Origin of the sequence: Sphingobacterium paludis, from assembly GCF_004364125.1 — a bacterium.
In the GTDB taxonomy this organism is placed as follows: domain Bacteria; phylum Bacteroidota; class Bacteroidia; order Sphingobacteriales; family Sphingobacteriaceae; genus Sphingobacterium; species Sphingobacterium paludis.
Genome location: NZ_SNZV01000001.1, coordinates 245667 through 266460 on the forward strand (window position 1 = coordinate 245667; position 20794 = coordinate 266460).

Genomic DNA, 20794 nt, shown 5'->3' on the forward strand with positions numbered 1-20794 from the left:
TATTTAAGCTCAACAGAGATGGGAGAAATTTCCATAAAAATAAATATTGCTGATCGTGTTTATCCGTTACGGGTGGATATAGAAGAAGAGGAGGTGATTAGACACGCAGCAAAACTGATAAATGAAAAGATAAAAGAACTGCAGGATAACTATGCCGTTCGTGATAAACAAGATTTACTGTCCATGTGTGTTTTGCAGTATGCTACCGGGATGATCAAAGCGGAACGTAATGCGCAACAGCACGAAGAAGGATTAGAAGAACGTATTCACGAATTGGATCATGTTTTGACAGAGTTTTTTAAGAAATAAGCATATCGTTCTTTATTTAGAGCTTTATAACGACGAATTTGCCGCAGTTAAATTCGGGTTGTCACTATTTTAAACTTAACGCTTCAATATCACGAGCGAAAACAAGATGTAGACCATTTTGCGTAAGCCATCTAGGTCATGATCAATTGCTCAAATCATGTGTAATCGAAGTTTAATAATACATGGGACCTGTACATTTAATTGCGGTTTTTTTTTGACCAAAAAATAAATAAATATATAATATACATACATATACACAAATGGAGTTATCTACAACAATTTCGATTATAATTTCGCTTATCATAGGTGTTTTTATCGGTCGTTTTTTGTTACAATTAGTATTCAAAAAGCAAGAGCAGTCAGCGCAGGAAAAGGCAGATCGGATTATCAAGGAGGCTGAGCAACAAGCCGAACATCATAAAAAGCAACGTGGTTTAGAGGCAAAAGAAAAGTTTCTACAGCTCAAAGCCGAGCATGAGAAAGAGGTCAACCAACGTAATAACACGATGGCGCAGAAGGAAAACACGCTACGCCAAAAGGAGACCTCACTGAACCAAAAGCTGGAAAGCATCAATCGCGAAAAGCAAGAGTTGGACAACAAAAACAAAAAGTTGGATCAGCTGGTAGAGCTTAATGAAAAGAAAAAAGAAGAAGTTGACCAACTTAAGAATCAGCACATCAAGCAGCTGGAAACGATAGCGGGTCTATCTGCTGATGAGGCCAAAGAGCAACTCGTTAGTTCATTGCGGGAGGAAGCTCGTTCGCAGGCTATGATTCAGATCAAGGATATTGTCGATGAGGCGAAACTGACGGCATCTAAAGAGGCGAAGAAAGTTGTTATACAGACCATACAGCGTACAGCAACAGAGTCAGCCATCGAAAATACGGTTTCGATATTTAACATTGAAAACGATGAGATTAAAGGGCGTATTATCGGTCGTGAAGGGCGTAATATTCGCGCGCTGGAGGCGGCTACAGGTGTAGAAATTATCGTCGACGATACGCCGGAAGCGATTATCCTTTCTGGTTTTGATCCCGTCAGGCGAGAGATTGCCCGCCTGTCGCTGCACCGTTTGGTAACTGACGGACGTATACACCCGGCTCGAATCGAAGAGGTCGTTGCTAAAACACGCAATCAGATCGAAGACGAAATCGTAGAGATTGGCGAGCGTACCGCAATCGATTTAGGTATTCATGGTTTGCATCCTGAATTGATCCGCATGGTTGGACGTATGCGTTACCGTTCATCTTACGGGCAAAACCTGTTACAGCACTCGCGTGAAGTAGCAAACTTTGCCGCAACGATGGCCTCTGAACTTGGTCTTAATGTGAAGCATGCAAAACGTGCCGGACTTTTACACGATATTGGTAAGGTGCCTGATGACAATCCAGAATTGCCACATGCGATCTTAGGCATGCAGTTGGCCGAAAAATACAAGGAGCATCCAGACGTGTGTAATGCCATCGGTGCTCACCACGACGAGATCGAGATGACGTCCCTTATATCGCCAATCGTACAAGCTTGTGATGCAATCTCAGGAGCACGTCCGGGAGCCCGCCGCGAGGTTGTAGAGAGCTATATTAAACGCTTGAAAGAGCTGGAAGAACTTGCATTGTCTTATCAAGGGGTTGAAAAAACATTCGCCATCCAAGCCGGACGGGAGCTACGCGTAGTCGTGGAGTCCGAGAAGGTATCTGACGCGCAAGCGGAAATATTAGCGGCCGATATTTCCAATCGTATCCAGACAGAAATGACCTATCCAGGACAGATTAAAGTAACGGTTATTCGGGAAACCAGATCGGTTTCCTACGCGAAATAAGATCCTGTTAGATGATTTTGAAGGTGCTCTATGTGGGCACCTTTTTTTTGTCCTTCTAGTTTTTGACTTCTCACTTTTGACTTTTAAATGTTGACTTCTCAATTCTAACTTTCGATTTCTAACTTTTAACTTCTCACTTTTGACTTTTAACTTCTCACTTGTCACTTTTAAATGTTGACTTCTCACTTTTTCCAAAATTAAAGCTAGATTAGAAAGCGTGGTGAGTTATACGTCGATAGCGATAAATTCCTATTTTTGTCTAAATTAAATTTTATGCAAATTCTTGTAGTTGAAGATGATAACCGTATAAGCAACTTTCTCATCAAAGGGTTAGAGGAATTTGGCTATTTGGTCACGCTGTGTAAAAATGCGGAAGATGTCCTTTCGCATTACATGCATGTAGAGTGGGATTTGATTATTTTGGATATTATGTTGGAGGGGATGGATGGCGTACAGTTGCTCCAAACGCTGCGTTACAAAAAAGTGTATACGCCGATCTTAATGCTAAGTGCCTTGAACAGTGTTCAGGATAAGGTGTCTGCACTGGATTATGGAGCCGATGATTATCTCACCAAGCCCTTTCATTTTGATGAGCTTTTATCTCGCATCAAAGCCCTTACGCGGCGGCAGCAATATCAACAGCAGGAGACGCCAAAAGCAGAGCTATCTTTTGGCGATCTGCATATCAACTTGGAACAATACAAAGTGACGCTTGGGTCGGAACCCATCGAATTGTCTCCACGAGAGTATAAGCTTTTGATTTATTTGACCGAAAATATAGATAAAACTGTAGGTCGTATACAAATACTCAACGCTGTGTGGGGAATAACTTTTGACAACCATACCAATGTGGTAGATGTGTACATCTCCTATTTGAGGAATAAAATTGAAAAAGGCGATCGCAAGTATATTTATACCGTCAAGGGCGTGGGCTATATGTTCAAAATATAAGACATGAAGTTAAAACATCGGCTGTCCCTGTATTCTGTTACCAGCTTTAGCGTAGCGATGCTTTTTTTTTCCGGCGTAATCTATTTCTCTTATTACGCCCAGATGAAAGATAAAGAATATCAATCGCTGGAAAGTAAATCATTACTGGCTGCCATATATTATTTAGAGCAAGACGAGCTGTCGCTGAAAGAGCACGCTAACGTCAAAACGCAGTTGCAAAAAACCATTTCGCGAACTAACATTGCTGTTTTTGATAGTTTGAATAGCAGGCAGAATGGCGATATGAAGTCGCTTGAGGATATTTCCGAAGACTTTCTAAGCAAGGTGCGTTCGCAACAAGTGGCATCATTTGATAGTAAGGACTACTTTTATAATGGTATTTTTTACCATGACAATGAAGGAGATTTTGTCGTCGTGACACGAGAATCTAAAGAAGATTTTAGCGCGCAGATGTTGTCTTTATCCCATATTTTGCTGTTGGTGTTTTTGCTCGGGGTCGTATTCATCTTTTTGTTTTCACAATACCTGAGCTACATCGCCTATCAGCCGCTCGTACGCATTGTCAATCAAATTAAAAAGAAGGATACGCAGAATTTTAACGAACCTTTAATTCTCACAGAGACGTATTCGGAGGTGGAAGACTTAGTGAAAACGTACAATCATTTCATCTCCCGAATTGCCGAAACCTTTAACGTCCAAAAGAATTTCATCGATTACGTTTCGCATGAACTTCGTACACCGATCACGGCCTTGCTAGGTACATTGGAGGTCACGAATACGAAGCGCAGGACGATACAGGAGTATGAGGCCGTCATTACAGAGTTGAAGCAATATACATCCGATCTGCAAGAGACGCTAGATCAAATGATGTTGTTGTCTGGTGCGAAAACGAATTTTGAGTTTCAACATATTCGTGTGGATGAGGTCATATGGCAGTTGGTAGAGAATATGGTGCTCTACCATCAAGCCAAGGTAGAAGTTGATATTCGGGTCAATGACCAGGCTCTTTTAACAATGGACGGAAATGATAAATTGTTGGAATTGGCCATTGGAAATTTATTGGAAAATGCGATTAAATATTCGGATAATCAACCTGTGAAAATTTTGTTTACCGAAGTGAGAGGGCGATTGCAGCTTTCCATCATGGATCAGGGCATAGGTATATCTCAGCACGATCTTCGATACATTCGGCAGAATTTTTATCGCGGCAACAATACCCAAAATTATCAAGGTAAGGGAATAGGCTTATCCATTGCCAACATCATCTTTACCTTGCACAAAATCGATATGCAAATCGTTTCTCAACAAAATGGCACTACGGTCATTTTGCTTTTCTAATTGAATTCTAATCTACCTTAAAATTCCCCTTAATGCCTGTCTGCTAGCTTTGCAGGAAACGATGTAACAGGTGAAGTATATATTTTTAAGCATTCTATCCACTTTCTTATTCTTAGTTGGCCATGGTCAGTCATACTCGCTACAACAACTGGAAGCGAGTTTTCTGGAGAACAACTACGCGCTACTGGCCAGCAAGTTTGACATTAGCCGTGCAGAAGCAGAGGTTATTCAAGAACGGGTCTGGCCGAATCCTACAATTTATATCGACCAGGTTAACTTATGGTCTAACCGTACTGTTGATCTGTTGCCTAGATTGATTGGTGAATATGGCCGAAAGCAACAGCTTGTTGCTGGTTTGGAGCAGCTTATCGAGACAGCAGGCAAACGAAAGAAACGTGTGGTGATCAAGCAGCTCGAGCAAAAAACGTCCATATATGAGTTTGAAGAGTTGACGCGTGAACTCAAGAAAGAACTGCGTCAAGCCTATTACCGGTTGGCCAGTTTATCGCAAGAACATCAACAGCTCGAAGCTATTGTGGCATTATTTAAACAGTTAAATGAGCAATACGAGCGTCAAGTCGTGTTAGAAAACGTTTCCCGGGTGGACTATCATCGTGTGCAATCCGAGTATGTTTCCTTGCGAAAAGAGCAGGTAGATTTGGAAGACGATATAGCCGAAGATCTTGAAAAATTGCGCGTGTTAACGCAGTTGGAAGGACTTAGGCTTTCCCAATTGGTTTTTGATACGCAGGAGCAACAACGGATGAAGCCCTTACCTGCGGATATTCTTGAGCTGGCAATGGGGCAAAACATCGGCATAAAACGTCAGGCTACGGAATTAGAAAAGGCAGGGACGCAGTTGATGCTGGAGAAGGCGCAGCGCAAACCCGATCTCACCTTGATGTTGGGCTATGATCGTGGCGGAAATACCATGCAAGATTTCATTGGTGTAGGCGTCAGTGTAGATCTGCCTGTTTTCAATAAAAATAAGGGTAATATCAAAGCCGCGGAATTTCAGGTGAAGAAAGAGGAAGCTGTACAGCACGCGCTAAAATGGGAATTGGAAAGCGCTGTTATTCGGTTGAATGGGCAACTACAAAAGTATCAACATTCGCTATCAGATTGGCCCACCGATGCTTCAATGGGTAGACAAGATATGCTCGATGGCTACAAAAAACATTTACAATCGGGACAGGTTACGTTGATCGAATTTATCGATTTCACGCAGGCATCACGAGATGCACATAAGGCTTATTTAGACACTTGGGAAAATTACAATATTACGTATGAAGAGTTACAATACTTGGTGGGGAAAGATTTCTAGCCAGCAGATGAGAAGCAGCAAGAACTTATTGTCCCTCGCGGGATTTATGCTGCTCGCTGCCAGCTGCGGGCAGGGGACTGGCCAGACGGCGGATGGCGCAGCAGACTCGCTCGCACAGCATGCATTTTGTTTGAACGATCAGTTGAAGAAATCCACCGAAATTATTACGGTCAGTGAACAGCCTATCAACGAGCAGCTCAGCTTGTCGGGTAAGATCGAATACAATGAAAATGACATGGTCGCGTTTCGCAGTCTTCTGGAAGGGGTGGTTGAAAATGTTCAATTTGAATTGGGGGACTATGTACAGAAAGGACAAGTTTTGGCGAGCATTAAGTCGACCCAAATTCAAGAATTGTACCAACAGCAGCGTAGCCAGCAGAGCCAGATTGCGCTATTGGAGAAGCAAATTCGTTCGAAAAAAGAATTGGCGACAGATGGCTTACTCAGTATGCCAGAGGTGCGTATTGCCGAGCAGGAATTGGAAGGAGCCCATATCGAATTGGATCGGATACAGCAGAGTCTGCAGCTTTACCGTGCTGCCGGGAACGGTAGCTTTCAGATTTTAGCACCCAAAAATGGCTACATCATTCAAAAGGCTGTTAGCTCGGGGCAAAGCATCACCACCGAGAGTGAGCCTATCTTTTCTATATCCAACCTTAAAGAAGTATGGGTAATGGTCAACATCTACGCCAACAACCTGCGGTATGTGAACGAAGGCGATGAGGTCAAGGTGCGAACAATAGCCTATCCAGACAAGTTTTACACGGGGAAAATTGACAAGATATACAACGTGTTTGACTATAACGAGCACGTGCTCAAAGCTCGCGTGGTGCTGGCCAACCAAAATTTGAACCTCATGCCGGGACTTAGTGCAGACATCATTATCAACACGAAAAATAGCTCGGGTAATGCTTTTGCGATTCCTAATAGAGCCAAAGTCTTTAGTAACAACAAAGAGTATGTTGTGGTGTATAAAGATGATTGCCATATGGAGCTGCGTCGGATACGCGGCATTGCAGAGAATGAAGAATACACGTTTGTGAAAGAAGAGTTGCAAGACGGAGAAAAAGTTATTGGGACAAATGCATTGCTGATTTTTGAGCAAATGAATCCATAAGTAGAGAGGAACGGAAAATGAAGAAATTAGTACAAAATGTAGTGACCTTTTCGCTGCGCAATACCACATTCATTTTATTTGCTGTTTTTGCTTTGCTGTTTGGCGGCATTTATGCCCTCAAGCATACGGCCATCGAGGCATTTCCAGATGTTACGAATACGCGTGCTCGCATCATTACGCAATGGCCAGGGCGCAGTGCCGAGGAAATGGAAAAGTTGGTAACCTTACCCATTTCGAAAGAGGTTAATAGTATTCCTCGAAAATCCAACGTGCGCTCCATTTCCTTATTTGGGCTTTCCGTGGTTACGGTACAATTTGAAGATGGTGTGGATGATTTCTATGCGCAGCAATATGTCTCCAATAAGGTGGGCGGCGTGGAACTGCCGGAAGGCGCTGACGCGTCCATCGAGCCTCCTTCAGGAGCTACAGGAGAAATCTTTCGGTATGTCGTTAAAAGCGATTTGCCTATTAAGGAAATCACCGCCATTCAAGATTGGGTCATCGAACGCGAACTGCTGGGGGTTCAAGGTGTGGCCGATGTCGTGAGTTTCGGCGGTGAAGAGAAGATCTACGAAATAAAGATTAACCCTACAGAACTCAAAAACTACGATCTTTCCCCACTGGATATTTATGAAGCGGTGTCCAAATCAAATGTTAATGTGGGTGGGGATGTTATCCAGCAGGGCGATCAGGCATATGTTGTCCGTGGAGTAGGTTTGTTGGATAAATTGGACGACATTGGCAATATCACGGTAAAGCTGAACGGATCTACGCCGGTGCTGATCAAAAATGTGGCAGATGTAGTGGTTTCTGGCAAGCCACGCTTGGGACAGATGGGCTTTAACGACGAGAGCGATCTCGTTGAGGGCATTGTCATTATGCTGCGCGGTGAAAATCCATCGGCGGTGATCGAGCATATTAAGGCGAAAGTTGACGAGCTAAACACCCGGATCTTACCAAAAGGGGTGAAGATAGAAACCATTGTTGATCGTACCAAATTGGTAGACAACACGGTGCACACCGTGTCGAAAAACTTGATTGAAGGTATTTTATTGGTATCGTTAATCGTGTTTGTCTTCCTATATAATTGGAAGTCTACGTTGATCGTTGCCTCGGTAATCCCCTTATCTTTTCTGTTCGCCATAATTATGTTGCGGATTCAGGGATTGCCAGCCAATCTGATATCTATGGGTTCGCTAGACTTTGGCTTGTTGCTGGAGGGCACCTTGGTGATTGTGGAAACGGTATTTGTGGCGCTAGCGGGGCTATCGCACCGCGTGGGCGCGGCGAAGTTTGCAAAAATGAGCAAGCTTGGTGTCATTAAAAAAAGCGCAGGTAGCGTAGCATCTTACATCTTCTTCGCATTGTTGATCTTAATCGTGGCTTTGCTTCCTATTTTTTCTTTTCAAAAAGTGGAAGGTAAAATGTTTACACCGCTGGCTTTTACATTGGGCTATGCCTTATTAGGTTCGCTAATCTTGAGTCTAACCTATGTTCCGGCGATGTGTAAATTACTCTTCACAAAAGGGATCGAAGAAAAGGAGAACTGGGTTACCCGTTTCTTCCAACGGACGATCTATGGGATGTTTAGTGCCGCTTTTCAATACAAGAAGACGACGGTGGCAATCTTTGTAGGCCTGCTAGCCGTATGCTTTCTAAAGTTTATGCATTATGGATCAGAGTTTTTACCGAAACTGAACGAGGGAGCGATTTACATTCGTGCAACCTTACCGAATAGTGTGAACTTGACGGAATCCACCCGTTTAACAAAGGAGATGAAAAAGATTATGGTCGATAATTGCGAAGAGATTGAATTTATCTTCACGCAAACCGGCCGACCAAATGACGGAACGGATCCTACTGGCTTTTTCAATATAGAATTTAATGTACAGCTGAAGGATGAACAAGAGTGGAAAGGCAAAACGACCAAGGAGGAGATTATTCAGCGTTTGCGGGAGCAACTTCAACATTATCCGGGAATCAACTTTGGTTTTAGCCAACCGATACAAGATAATGTAGAAGAGTACGTGGCCGGTGTGAAAAGTGCTTTGGTAATCAAGATATTTGGCGATGACCTGTATGATTTGGAAAAGTATGCCAACCGCGTGGCTGGCGCCATTAACAAGGTAGATGGCATTACCGATATTAATGTCTATAAGAACATTGGTCTTCCAGAGCTACGTATCCAGCTCCACGATGCAAAAATGGCAAAGTATGGTGTGTTTACAGCAGACGTTCAGGCGGTCATCGCGATGACGATAGGCGGTCAGGCCGCTACCAAGTTTTATGAGGGAGACCGCCAATTCGATATCGTATTACGTTTTAATGAAGCTTATCGAGACACGCCGGAGAAGATTAAAAATATCCTTATCCCGACGAGCAGCGGCCAGAATATTCCTTTACAGGAGATTGCCACGGTTGGTTATCAAACCGGTCCTGCCTTTATCTACCGGGAAGGTAATAGTCGTTACATCGGTGTTGGATTTAGTATTGAGGGGCGAGATCTTGGTAGCACGATTGCGGAGGCCAAACGTGTGGTGGCCAAGGAAGTTTCCCTTCCATCCGAGAACCTCATGCTTTGGGCAGGCGAGTTCGAAAGTAAGGAACGCGCTGCCAAACAATTAGCACTGGTAGTTCCCATTTCATTGGCCTTGATATTATTGCTCCTTTATGCCAATTTCGGTAATGCAAAAGATACGCTTATTTCCTCATTGACGCTAGCCTTTGCGTTTATCGGCGGCTTCATATCCTTGTGGATTACGGGCACAATTTTCGGCATTTCCGCAGGTATCGGATTTATCATCCTATTCGGTGTGGCAACGATTGACGGGATTGTACTGATCGGCGTGATACGGGACAATATGAAGCACAAAATGCCATTACTGGAAGCAATCAAGACGGGCGTAAGAAGTCGTATACGGCCGGTGGTGATGATCGCGTTGATGGGTTCTATGGGTCTGCTGCCCGCGGCACTGTCTACCGGTATGGGGTCGGAGATACAAAAACCGCTAGCCATCATGATCGTCGGTGGATTGATTATTTGTCTGGTACTTAGTTTTACGGTTATCCCGGTGGTATTTTATTGGATGAATAGAAAAGAAGCGCAGGCGGGTAAATAAACTGAATATTATTTACCTTTGTGCCATGAAAAAAAGAGACAAAGAAAAGAGCCCAACCCCAACTTTCGATAGACCAGTAGACCGTCATTTCTATGAGATGGATCGGCAATTTACACAGGTCAATAAAGGTGCTTATGCACTTGCGTTGGGGATGGCTTTTTTCGGTGCGTTGGGTTTGGTCTGGATGATTCCCTTTCCGCAGCTCGCCTTTCTGCAAAAGCTGAATATGCAAACCTTTCTGAACTGGGGATCCTTTTACATTGCCGTCCTTATTTACCTTTATTTGCGGTTGGCACCTACATTATCTTACGCTATGCTCTTCACTATAGGAATTATGAGCTTTTTTATTGTGCAGCTGGAGTATGTAGAGCGCGCTGGCGGCCTGTCGGTGTGGTTTGTTTCGCTGCTATCTCTTAGTATTGGCGTAGTAGGAAGCTACCTTCTTGCTCGGAAAGAAGCAGGTGCTTTATCACCGCAAGTCTTTTGGCGCCTGCTTACATTAGGTCCAATCTGGCTTTGGTCGAAAGTGTTTAAAAAGCTCACTATCAAATATTAAAGCGTTTAGTCACTAACTATAAATGCTGCTCGTGAGGCCTGTAAACGTATATATGAAAGACCAACCTAAACAATCCACGTAAGTGAAAAGATTTTTTATAGAATGACTTGCCTGCCCGTACAGATGCCGGACACTATTTCGAAACCTATATTTCCCATTGATATTAGTTAAATTGTATTAAATGGCATAATGTGTTTATGTATTACTACAATCGGTTTAGGCTATGTACCACATATTGGCTAACTTTATACCGTATATTTAAATAAGCATGTTATGTTAAAAGGATTTTTTAATGTTCCTGCACCCGTAAATGAGCCGGTAAACTCATATGCGCCAGGGACAAAAGAAAGAGAATTATTGGAAGCTGCCATTCAGCGCGCGCGCGCGGAGGAAGCAGATATTCCAATGTATATAGGTGGTAAAGAGGTTCGTACAGATAAAAAAGGAAAATTGGCTCCGCCGCACGATCATCAACACACCTTAGGATATTATCACGAAGGTGGAAAAGAACATGTTGCCCAAGCGATTGATGCAGCATTGGCTGCAAAAGCAGACTGGGAAAACTTGCAGTGGGAACAACGTGCGGCTGTTTTTTTGAAGGCGGCAGAACTTGCTTCAACAAAATACCGCTATAGAATAAACGCCGCTACGATGCTCGGTCAATCCAAAAATGCATATCAAGCAGAGATCGATGCAGCATGTGAATTTACGGACTTCCTACGCTTTAATGTGGCGTATATGAGTGAGATTTATGCACAGCAGCCACCAGCCAATAGCAAAGGTGTTTGGAATAGAGTAGAGCAGCGTCCGTTAGAAGGTTTTGTGTTTGCGCTAACACCGTTTAACTTCACCGCCATTGCAGGTAACCTACCAGCATGTGTGGCGATGATGGGCAATGTGGTTGTATGGAAGCCTTCAAACACGCAAATTTATTCTGCAAATGTATTGATGGAGATCTTTAAGGAGGCTGGTCTGCCTGATGGCGTCATCAACTTGATCTATGTTTCGGGACCTGATGCAGGCGATGTGATTTTTAAACACCCTGATTTCGCCGGTATACATTTCACGGGTTCGACAGGTGTGTTCCAAAATATTTGGAAAACCATTGGCGAAAACATCCATCAATATAAAACGTATCCACGTATTGTTGGTGAAACAGGAGGTAAGGATTTTATCTTAGCCCATCCATCAGCAAATTTAGCCGTTTTGAATACAGCTTTAGTGCGCGGTGCATTTGAATATCAGGGACAAAAGTGTTCGGCAGCATCACGTGCCTATATCCCGTCTTCTCTATGGGATGACTTAAAGTCGCGCATGGAAACAGACATTCGGTCTTTCAAAATTGGTGGCACCGAACACTTTGGAAACTTCATCAATGCTGTCATCGACGAAAAAGCGTTTGATAAAATTACCTCTTACATCGATCGTGCGAAGGACAGTGCTGATGCCGAGGTGGTGATTGGTGGTGAGTATGACAAATCGAAAGGTTATTTTATTCATCCTACGGTTATTTTGGCAAAGACGCCTGATTATGAGACTTTGTCGGAAGAGCTTTTTGGTCCGGTTTTAACCATTTACGTCTACGAGGATGCAAAATGGGCAGAAACGTTGAAATTGGTGGACAGCACTTCTATTTATGCATTGACGGGCGCTATTATCGCGCAGGATCGTTATGCCATTGAAGAAGCTACGCATGCGCTACGCAACGCAGCAGGAAACTTTTATATCAATGATAAATGTACGGGAGCCGTAGTTGGCCAACAGCCATTTGGCGGAGCGCGAGGATCGGGTACAAATGACAAGGCGGGGTCCATGATCAACTTGCTTCGCTGGGTGTCTCCGCGAACAATTAAAGAGACATTTAATCCAGATACGGACTACCGGTATCCGTTCTTAGGATAAGATCTATATAGTTTTGTTTTGTAATTGGGCATCCTTGTTTTGGGTGCCCATCTTTTTCTACAGCACGTTTTTTCCATGATCAAATCGCTCGATTACAGGAAACCTATAGAGTTTACGGTACCCGCCCATGGCGATGGTGCTTTCTATGTTATGGAAGATGTGGGTCAAGATTTTTACGGCTATTACCATCGTCATCGCGAGTTTCAGATTACGTATATTGTGGAGGGGGATGGTTCTTTTATGCTCGGTAACCTGTTGCGACCCTGTAGCGCAAACCAAATATTCCTTATCAAGCCGAATGATCCGCATTTGTTTTACAAAGACGAAAGCAAAGATGAAAACGCCAAGATCCATGTCGTGCATTTATTTTTCTCGTTGGAAAAGCTGGCGCCCTTTTTTGATATGGCCGAGCTGCAAAGTATACGTAGCCTATTTTATAATATTCCCTCCAGCAAGCTCTTACCTGCAGAACAAGCTTTGGCGGTTAAAGCGCTCTTTTTGAGATTGGATCGGGAGGGGGGTGTAGAGAAATTGACCTGTGTCCTGGAGATTTTTGACTACCTGCGCCAGCAGGAGAACCAACTTATTTCGTTGTATTCCGGGCTGCATAAAGTCGATTTTCATGACGCCGATGGCTTGCGCATCAATACAGTTGTTAAATACGCCATCGAACACTATAAAAAAAACATCAGCATCGAGGAGGTGTCGTCGCTTGTTCATATGACGCCCACCGCATTTTGTAAATTTTTCAAGAAGCGTACTAAGAAAACATTCGTGTCTTTTCTCAATGAGATCCGGATAGAGAAAGCCTGCCAACTGTTGGTGAATAAGCGGGTAGAGAGTATTGCGGAAGCAGCTTATCAGTGCGGATTTAACACGGCGGTACACTTTAATCGGGTGTTTAGGACCGTTATGCACGTTTCGCCCACAACATTTTTGGCGCAGCGCGCTGTCGGTAAATAAAAGCAGCGAGATCCACGTCGCTCGCCGCGAGCTTTACGTTTTAGTTGTGAGCCTATTCTGTTTTTCCACTTCGTTTTAGAATCATAATCGCCTCATATTTTTTGCCATCGTAATGGGGCGGGTCGATGCTGAGTTCGGTGGGGTAAGGCTTGTTTTTATCAAAGAAGTAAATCTTAGTTAAGCTCCCAAAATCGTTGGTTGGAAATAGATCGGCACAAGCGTCATATTTTGCATTTGCCATATCGCCCACAGCGACAGCATACACGCGGATGATGCTGCCTTTATTTTGCTCATTACGAACAAAGGCTACTTCTTCAAACGCTCCGGGGAGGTCTTTTATAGAAGGCTGATTGAATGCCTCCCAAATACCATAGCTCAGGATGATTACCAATCCCAGCGCAATCCACCATATTTTCTTATTTCTTCGCATGTGAATAACAGGTTTTATACGTTAACATTTTAATAGGCTACTGATTTTGTTCCGCTTTTTGCTTCAGTAGCCGCTTTGTCTTACGAACTTTTGCTTCCAGCTGGCTGCGCAGGAGCACATTGGTGACGCCTTTGCCTTCTTCAAAATTTTGATTGAACTCGGGCAAGCTAAATGTTTCCAATAGTTCAGCGCCATCGTATGGGAGCCGTAACGTGGCGATCTCTAAAACCCCCATTCCACCACGCCGCCCTGGGCTAGTCGCCATCAGAAAAAGTGGTTTGCCGTTGAAGATTTTGCGTCCCGGAATTCTTGATATCCAGTCGGTTATGCTTTTGTAAGCTGCATTGTAGTTTCCGTTGTTTTCTGCTAACGATAGCAGAATGAAATCAGCTTCGTCAATCTTTTCAGCAAATGCTAATGCTTGAGCAGGGATGCCATGTTCACGTTCGTAGTCTACCGAAAAGAGTGGCATCTCGAAATCGTTAAGATCGAGTATTTCAACGATATCGTCTGCTTCCTTATAATATTTGCTGACGCTGCTCACAAATTTTTTGTTAATGGAGCGGCTGCTGTTGCTTCCCGCGAATGCTAGTATCTTCATATAAAATCTTTTTTTATGAGCTCGTCGCGCTCGCTTGTCGGCTAACAGCGCGTCGTCAATAGGCAACACCCCAATTTTCATTGGTCAGACGGTTGTCTCGCAGCATCGGCACGTTATGCGGTATGCGCTGCTGCTTATGAGCGAGTTTCCGCAATATTACCTACTTGTGTGTTCCGCTAACCATCCGTACTTGAAACCCTAAAAGTAGGATAAAAAAGTGACCTCTAAAAATGGATTGATCGAATAGCGCTTTAAAAAAAAGGCATCCAACAAATTGCTGGATGCCTGATCTATTAATAGGTGGTTAGTAGTATGTGTTATATGCTTAACGTAAGAACAATAGTTCACGTAATTTTGGTAATGGCCATTTGTTGTCGTCCACGATTTTTTCCAATTTGTTTACGTGGTAGCGAATTTCATCAAAATATGGTTTTACCACTTCATCATACGCAATTGATTTCTCGCGAACATCTTCCACGTTATTCGCTGTTTTACGCGATTGGCGCATTTCTTCCGCTTTTTCTAAGATCAAGTTTGTATGCTTGGAGATACGTTCTACCAAATTCAGTTGCGAACTGTAAGCTTCTTTTGCTAGACCCAGGTCTTTCAAACCTTTAACGTTCTCAATCAATTCATTCTGATAGACGAAACATGCAGGAGCAATCTGGCTGGTTACTACTTCTTCAATGACACGTGCTTCGATTTGCAACTTCTTATAGAAATTCTCCAGTAAGATTTCGTGTCTTGCTTCTGACTCGCGTCTAGAGTAGATACCTAATTTTTCAAAAAGAGCTAAGCTTTCTTCTTTTACATAAACATCAAGCGCTTTTGGCGTCGATTTGATGTTGGATAGACCACGTGCTTCCGCCTCTTGCGCCCATTCGTCGCTGTAGCCATTACCTTCAAAACGAATTGCTTTCGAGTCTTTGATGTATTTGCGAACAACGTTTAAGATAGCAAGATCTTTCTTTGTTCCTTTTTTGATTTGTTTGTCAACCTCTGCTTTGAATTCGATTAGCTGCTGCGCAACGATAGCATTCAAAATTGTCATTGGAAGTGCTGAGTTTGCCGATGAGCCTACCGCACGGAATTCAAATTTGTTACCGGTAAAAGCGAAAGGCGACGTACGATTACGGTCGGTATTATCCAACTTCAATTCTGGAATTTTAGGAATACCATGCCATAAGTTCGTTTCGTTTCTCACTTTTTTCGCTACGCGGGCAGATTCTACTTCTTCCAGGATTTCATCCAACTGCGATCCTAAGAAAATGGAGATAATTGCTGGAGGAGCTTCGTTGGCACCTAAGCGGTGATCGTTACTATGGCTCGCAATGGATGCACGCATAAGATCAGCATATTCAAAAACAGCTTTGATGGTGTTCACGAAAAATGTTAAGAACATCAAGTTGTTCTTAGGCGTTTTACCGGGTGACAATAAGTTTACGCCTGTATTGGTGATTAGCGACCAGTTGTTGTGTTTTCCTGAACCGTTTACACCACTGTATGGTTTCTCGTGCAGTAGCACTTTGAAATTGTGGCGAACGGCAACCTGTTCCATCAGGTTCATCAACAATTGGTTATGATCAATAGCCAAGTTGATTTCTTCGTACATTGGAGCACATTCAAATTGTGAAGGCGCTACCTCGTTGTGACGTGTCTTTAGTGGAATACCGAGTTTTAATGCTTCGTTTTCCAAATCCACCATATACGCTAATACGCGCTCTGGAATAGCACCAAAATAATGATCTTCCAATTGCTGGCCTTTTGCAGACATATGTCCAAAAAGCGTACGACCTGTCAGCTGTAGATCTGGGCGGCCATGGAATAGGGAAAGGTCTACTAGGAAATATTCCTGCTCAATACCTAAAGAGGCATTTACTTTGGAAACAGATTTATCAAATAAGTGTACAACATCTGTTGCTGCTTTATCAATGGCAGCAACGGCTTTCAACAAAGGTGCTTTATAATCCAAAGATTCACCGGTGTAAGAAACGAAAACCGTAGGGATACATAATGTTTTTCCGGCTACTGTTTCGAAGATAAACGCTGGTGAGGATGGATCCCAAGCCGTGTAGCCACGGGCTTCAAATGTATTACGGATACCGCCATTTGGGAAAGAAGAAGCATCAGGTTCTTGCTGAACTAAGGCATCGCCTGTAAATTTCTCGATGGCCTCTCCGTTATCATCCGGCTCGAAAAAGGCATCATGTTTTTCTGCAGTAGATCCAGTAAGGGGTTGAAACCAGTGCGTATAATGGGTAGCACCGTTTTCAAGTGCCCAAGTTTTTACGGCTTGTGCAATATGATCTGCAATATCTCTTGAAATCTGTGATCCATCTTCTACAAGTTGGACTAACTCCTTATAGGTGTTTTTAGAAAGGTAATCTTTCATTTTAGCAATTGTAAATACGTTTTTACCGTAAATAGAAGTTGCTTTTAAAGATTCCACTGCTGTACCATGTACCAGAGGGCGTGATACCGCTGACTCTGCTGCTTTAAATCGAAGGCTTGACATTTTCCGTTTTATAGTTTTATTATTTTATACAGTTATTGGTTGTTTTGCTTTGTAAATGTACGCTTATTTTTAAAAAACAAACAAAAAAAATGAAAAAATTATAAATTTTACGTGTTTTTAATGTGATTAAAATTAAAATGCGCCGTTATTTTTTAATAGCGACGCATTTTAATTCAATTTACTGTTCTGTTTTATTCAAGTCCCCAATCGATACCTTTTTCGACGGCAGGAACACCAGATGTTATCCATTTGGTAGCTGGCTTTCCTTTTAGAAAATGATCGAAAAACTGCGCTTGGCGAATCTGTATATCTTTACGATTTTGTCTTTTTATCAAGTTATGTTCATCACCATTATAGTTGAGCATCCACACCGGTTTTTGCAACCTTCGTAGTGCAGTAAACATTTCGATTCCTTGGTACCAAGGCACAGCACCATCGTTGTCGTTATGCATAATAACAACGGGTGTGCTAACCTGATCCAGGTAGAACAGGGGCGAGTTTTCAAGATACAGATCTTGGTCTTCCCACAGCGTCTTACCTATTCTAGACTGCGTATGCTCATACTGAAACTGTCTCGACATACCCGACTGCCAGCGAATACCACCATATGCTGATGTCATATTAACGACAGGGGCTCCTGTCCATGCTGCGGCATACATAGGGGTACGTGTGATGAGGTGGGCTACTTGGTAACCGCCCCAGCTCTGTCCCTGGATAGCCATTTTGGTGGAATCTACCCAAGAATTTTTCGCCAAATGACGCATACCCGAATTGACGTATTCTTCGGCTGACTTGCCGGGATGTCCGATTTCGTAACGAATATCCGGAGCAAAGACCAGGTACTCATTACTTACATAGTAAGGAATGTTGAGGCGTGACGGTGTCGGCGCAGGTGCTTGATAGTTGTACAGACCATCTGTTAACTTCTCGTAGAAATAGGCGATGATCGGGTATTTTTTATTGGGGTCAAAATTTTCCGGTTTGTATAGAATACCTTCTGCCTCTTTACCGCCGGGTGTTGTCCATTTTACCAACTCTGCCGTTCCCCAATTGTATGATTGCTGTTGCGGGTTTACGTCAGTCAACCGTTGCTCGTTCTTAAAGGCTTTGCTGACATAGAGGTTTGGCGATTGGCTGTAGTTTTCCTTTGTATAGATAAAGGTGTCTTCGTTTTCGGATGCTTTAAAGCCGCGGTACACGAAGCCTGCAAGTACAATTTCACTTGGGCGGCGGCTTTTCGAACTGTGCGCTTCGAATACGCCATTTTGTTTTGTCGCTTCATCAAGGGCGCTTAGATAAATGCGCTTGTTATCCGGAATGCGTGTGGTGCGGTAGCGCGGGTTCTCTTGACGATCAAGATCAATATAACGGAAGGACTTTTTGCTGGCGCGGCCTTCTCCATTGGTGATCAGTTGTTTCGATTTGCCGCTTAGATCAAAGCGCCAAATATCATATCGGTCGTAGAGGTATACGCTTCGGTTGTCTGTTGACCAGCCCGCAATGCCATATGCACCGGGTAGTGTAGGTGAATCATTTTCTTCGTCGACAAAGCTGACAGGCATTCCATCATTAAGCAAAGCGTCGCTACCACTTTTGATGTTGTAGCTGTGCCAATTGCCCTGCTCGCGATCGAAATACAACACATAGTCGCCGTTTGGCGATAGGTATGGGTAGCCATTCAAGTCTTTCTTTACCAACTTCTTTTGGCCTGTCTGCGTAGAGACAATGTAAACATCCGATTTTGTAGAACCTTGCCATTGTCCTTCAACCCGTTTCCCAAAATCTGTGCTGGTCAAGATCCATTCGTTGTTCGCGTCGTCTGTCATGCTTGTTCTGGAAAACGTATCGTCTAGCAATGCGATAATACGATTGCCCTTGGTGGGGTAAACGACGGCAGCGTACGATTTGCTAAGATCTCTTTTTAGGTTGACAAGCTGTTGAGGCTGTAGGTAATCATCTTTCCAATGCCAGACATCTAGTTGCGCATGTTCAAAATCGACCAAGGTCGTATCTTTGACGCGCGGAATAGGAGCCAAGCCGAAATATAACTTTTGTCCATCTGCGCTGAAGTTAAGTGAGGCGTCTCCGCTTACATACCACTGTTGTGGAATGCCTGTGCTCTGTTGGCTCGCGATGATATGCGCGCTGTCTAACTTTGTCGTGTAATAGTATAATTTATAATCTTTCAGGAGGGATTTCTCGGGCGACTTATCGGCTAAAAAGGCTACCTGCATGCCTTTATCATCGAAACTCAATTCTTTGTACGTTCCCCGGCCGTTGCTTATTTTCTTTACCTGCTTGTTCACGATATCGTAGAGGTAAAGCCCTGCATCCGTTGCGGTAGAATCTTTCGCTTCGTTCTTTTTCGAAAAGAGGAGGTAGTCTTCATTTGGACTAAGCGCATATTGGTCTGCTTTCCAAAATTTTACCGTATCGCCCGTGCTCAAGTTTTGGAGATACAAAACTGTTGCATTTTTCGATTTGTCGTTTGATTTTTTAGCGCTGGTTGCCGTGTCTGCGGGCGCTTTCGTTTGGTTTTTCTCCTCGGTAAGGAAAGCAAGGTATTCATTTTTATTTTGCGCGAGCTTAAATGATTTTACCTGTGGAAATTTCCACTCTTGCTTGTTTTGCAGGTTGACAATCAGGAGCGAATCCTTAGGCATGTCGTCCGCCTTCTTCTTTTTAATTTTTGCCTGTCGTGTTTCTTGAAACGTAGATTTGATAGCGGCTATCAAAAAGGTTTCGTCCTTCGTGAGTTGCGCAGAAGCGCCTCGAGGTATACTAAGAAGCAGTGCGTTATCCGGTTTTTTAAGCTGGAATAGCCCATCACCTTCTTGCGGCATGATTTGATACGAAATAAACTGTCCACTTTTGCTGATTGCGGTGTTGCTGATGCTTTTCCAGTTGTCGTATACGCTGTGATCCAGCGGCCGCTTCTGTGCAAACAAGGCGCCGGTTAATAAGAGGGACGCGCCAAGGCTAGCTATTTTAATGTGCATAAGATGAATTAAATTTTGATTTTTGGTGTAAAATAGCTAAAAATGCGTAATTTGAACACGATGTTATAATAATTTTACAAGAAGAGAGGGTTATGAAGTCAACAAATATCATCATTGCGGCAATCTGCGGGTTAGCTATGATCGTTTTCGCGGTGATTATCGGGAATGCCTATACTTTTAAATTCAAAAGCGCTAACACCATCAACGTTACTGGCAATGCAAAGAAGGATTTCGAGTCAGATTTGGTGAAATGGTCGGCATCGTACAGTCGGAAATCTATGGATTTAAGCGCTGCGTCGGAACAATTGAAAAAAGACCGGGAACTGGTGCGCACATTTCTGGTAGGGCAGGGGGTCAACCCGAAAGAAATACTATTCAATGCTGTCAATATAAATCGGGAATTTTCCTACCACGCGGATGGTAACGGCAACAGCTATAATACGTTCACCGGGTATAGCTTGTCGCAAAGTGTTCGTGTCGAGTCGAAAGATTTGGATAAAGTGGATAATGCTTCTCGCGAAATCTCGACACTAATATCACAAGGCATCGAGCTGAGCTCCAATTCACCAAATTACTATTATTCAAAATTAGAGGATTTAAAACTTGAGCTCATCTCCCAAGCTTCAAGCAATGCTAAACAGCGTGCGGCAAATATCGCACTGGAGGCAGGATCTTCGCTCGGCAACCTGATTAAAGCAGATCTTGGAATTTTTCAGATCACCGGCCAAAATGATAATGAAGAATACAGTTATGGCGGAGCGTTTAATACAACATCTCGTAGCAAGACAGCTAATATTACGGTAAAAGCCAGTTACACCGCGCGTTAACGTGGGTTTGCTGTAAAGGAGAA

At 43.3% G+C, this 20794-nt stretch carries 15 protein-coding genes; 11 read left to right on the plus strand and 4 right to left on the minus strand.

All coding sequences use genetic code 11. From position 1 onward, the window contains the following. The first annotated feature begins 18 nt into the window (after positions 1 to 18). The 10 genes from B0I21_RS01105 to B0I21_RS01150 all read left to right on the plus strand — a co-directional run bounded on the left by B0I21_RS01105 (position 19) and on the right by B0I21_RS01150 (position 13399). Positions 19 to 309: a cell division protein ZapA gene (locus tag B0I21_RS01105; protein WP_133638496.1), complete on the plus strand. Its 291-nt coding sequence runs from the start codon at positions 19 to 21 to the stop codon at positions 307 to 309. Between the two features lie 260 nt (positions 310 to 569). Next, the gene (gene rny / locus B0I21_RS01110; protein ID WP_133638497.1) at positions 570 to 2129 is read left to right on the plus strand and encodes a ribonuclease Y; all 1560 of its coding nucleotides are present in this window, start codon (positions 570 to 572) and stop codon (positions 2127 to 2129) included. Positions 2130 to 2402: 273 nt separating this feature from the next. Further along, positions 2403 to 3080 carry a response regulator transcription factor gene (locus tag B0I21_RS01115; protein WP_133638498.1) on the plus strand — a complete coding sequence of 226 codons (678 nt, stop codon included), beginning with the start codon at positions 2403 to 2405 and terminating at the stop codon, positions 3078 to 3080. Between the two features lie 3 nt (positions 3081 to 3083). After that, positions 3084 to 4418 (plus strand): HAMP domain-containing sensor histidine kinase, encoded by a 1335-nt coding sequence (locus tag B0I21_RS01120; RefSeq protein WP_208292235.1) that lies wholly within the window; start codon positions 3084 to 3086, stop codon positions 4416 to 4418. A 70-nt stretch (positions 4419 to 4488) separates the two neighbouring features. Next, the gene (locus B0I21_RS01125) at positions 4489 to 5742 is read left to right on the plus strand and encodes a TolC family protein (RefSeq protein ID WP_133638499.1); all 1254 of its coding nucleotides are present in this window, start codon (positions 4489 to 4491) and stop codon (positions 5740 to 5742) included. Further along, complete coding sequence (locus B0I21_RS01130) at positions 5705 to 6859, plus strand: efflux RND transporter periplasmic adaptor subunit (protein ID WP_133638500.1); 1155 nt, start codon at positions 5705 to 5707, stop codon at positions 6857 to 6859. Before B0I21_RS01125 ends, B0I21_RS01130 begins: the two co-directional genes overlap by 38 nt. A 17-nt stretch (positions 6860 to 6876) precedes the next feature. Continuing rightward, positions 6877 to 9978 (plus strand): efflux RND transporter permease subunit, encoded by a 3102-nt coding sequence (locus B0I21_RS01135; protein WP_133638501.1) that lies wholly within the window; start codon positions 6877 to 6879, stop codon positions 9976 to 9978. Between the two features lie 25 nt (positions 9979 to 10003). Beyond that, a complete protein-coding gene (locus B0I21_RS01140) occupies positions 10004 to 10534 on the plus strand; it encodes a DUF962 domain-containing protein (protein WP_133638502.1) in 531 nt (176 codons plus the stop codon). A 273-nt stretch (positions 10535 to 10807) separates the two neighbouring features. Continuing rightward, positions 10808 to 12436: an L-glutamate gamma-semialdehyde dehydrogenase gene (pruA, locus tag B0I21_RS01145; RefSeq protein WP_133638503.1), complete on the plus strand. Its 1629-nt coding sequence runs from the start codon at positions 10808 to 10810 to the stop codon at positions 12434 to 12436. 75 nt (positions 12437 to 12511) lie between these two features. After that, entirely contained in the window at positions 12512 to 13399 is an 888-nt protein-coding gene (locus B0I21_RS01150) for an AraC family transcriptional regulator (RefSeq protein WP_133638504.1), read from the plus strand. A gap of 52 nt (positions 13400 to 13451) precedes the next feature. Here the strand turns inward: B0I21_RS01150 and B0I21_RS01155 are convergent, their stop codons facing one another. The 4 genes from B0I21_RS01155 to B0I21_RS01170 form a co-directional block, all read right to left on the minus strand. Then, positions 13452 to 13829 carry a hypothetical protein gene (locus tag B0I21_RS01155; protein ID WP_133638505.1) on the minus strand — a complete coding sequence of 126 codons (378 nt, stop codon included), beginning with the start codon at positions 13827 to 13829 and terminating at the stop codon, positions 13452 to 13454. A 37-nt stretch (positions 13830 to 13866) separates the two neighbouring features. Next, positions 13867 to 14430, minus strand: coding sequence for an NADPH-dependent FMN reductase (locus tag B0I21_RS01160; protein ID WP_133638506.1), 564 nt, complete (start codon positions 14428 to 14430; stop codon positions 13867 to 13869). A 325-nt stretch (positions 14431 to 14755) separates the two neighbouring features. Beyond that, a complete protein-coding gene (locus tag B0I21_RS01165; RefSeq protein WP_133638507.1) occupies positions 14756 to 16945 on the minus strand; it encodes a glutamine synthetase III family protein in 2190 nt (729 codons plus the stop codon). Between the two features lie 191 nt (positions 16946 to 17136). Then, positions 17137 to 19944 carry a S9 family peptidase gene (locus B0I21_RS01170; RefSeq protein ID WP_133638508.1) on the minus strand — a complete coding sequence of 936 codons (2808 nt, stop codon included), beginning with the start codon at positions 19942 to 19944 and terminating at the stop codon, positions 17137 to 17139. Between the two features lie 92 nt (positions 19945 to 20036). Here B0I21_RS01170 and B0I21_RS01175 point away from each other — a divergent pair, with 92 nt between their 5' ends. Beyond that, positions 20037 to 20771, plus strand: coding sequence for an SIMPL domain-containing protein (locus B0I21_RS01175; protein WP_133638509.1), 735 nt, complete (start codon positions 20037 to 20039; stop codon positions 20769 to 20771). The last annotated feature ends 23 nt before the right edge of the window (positions 20772 to 20794 follow it).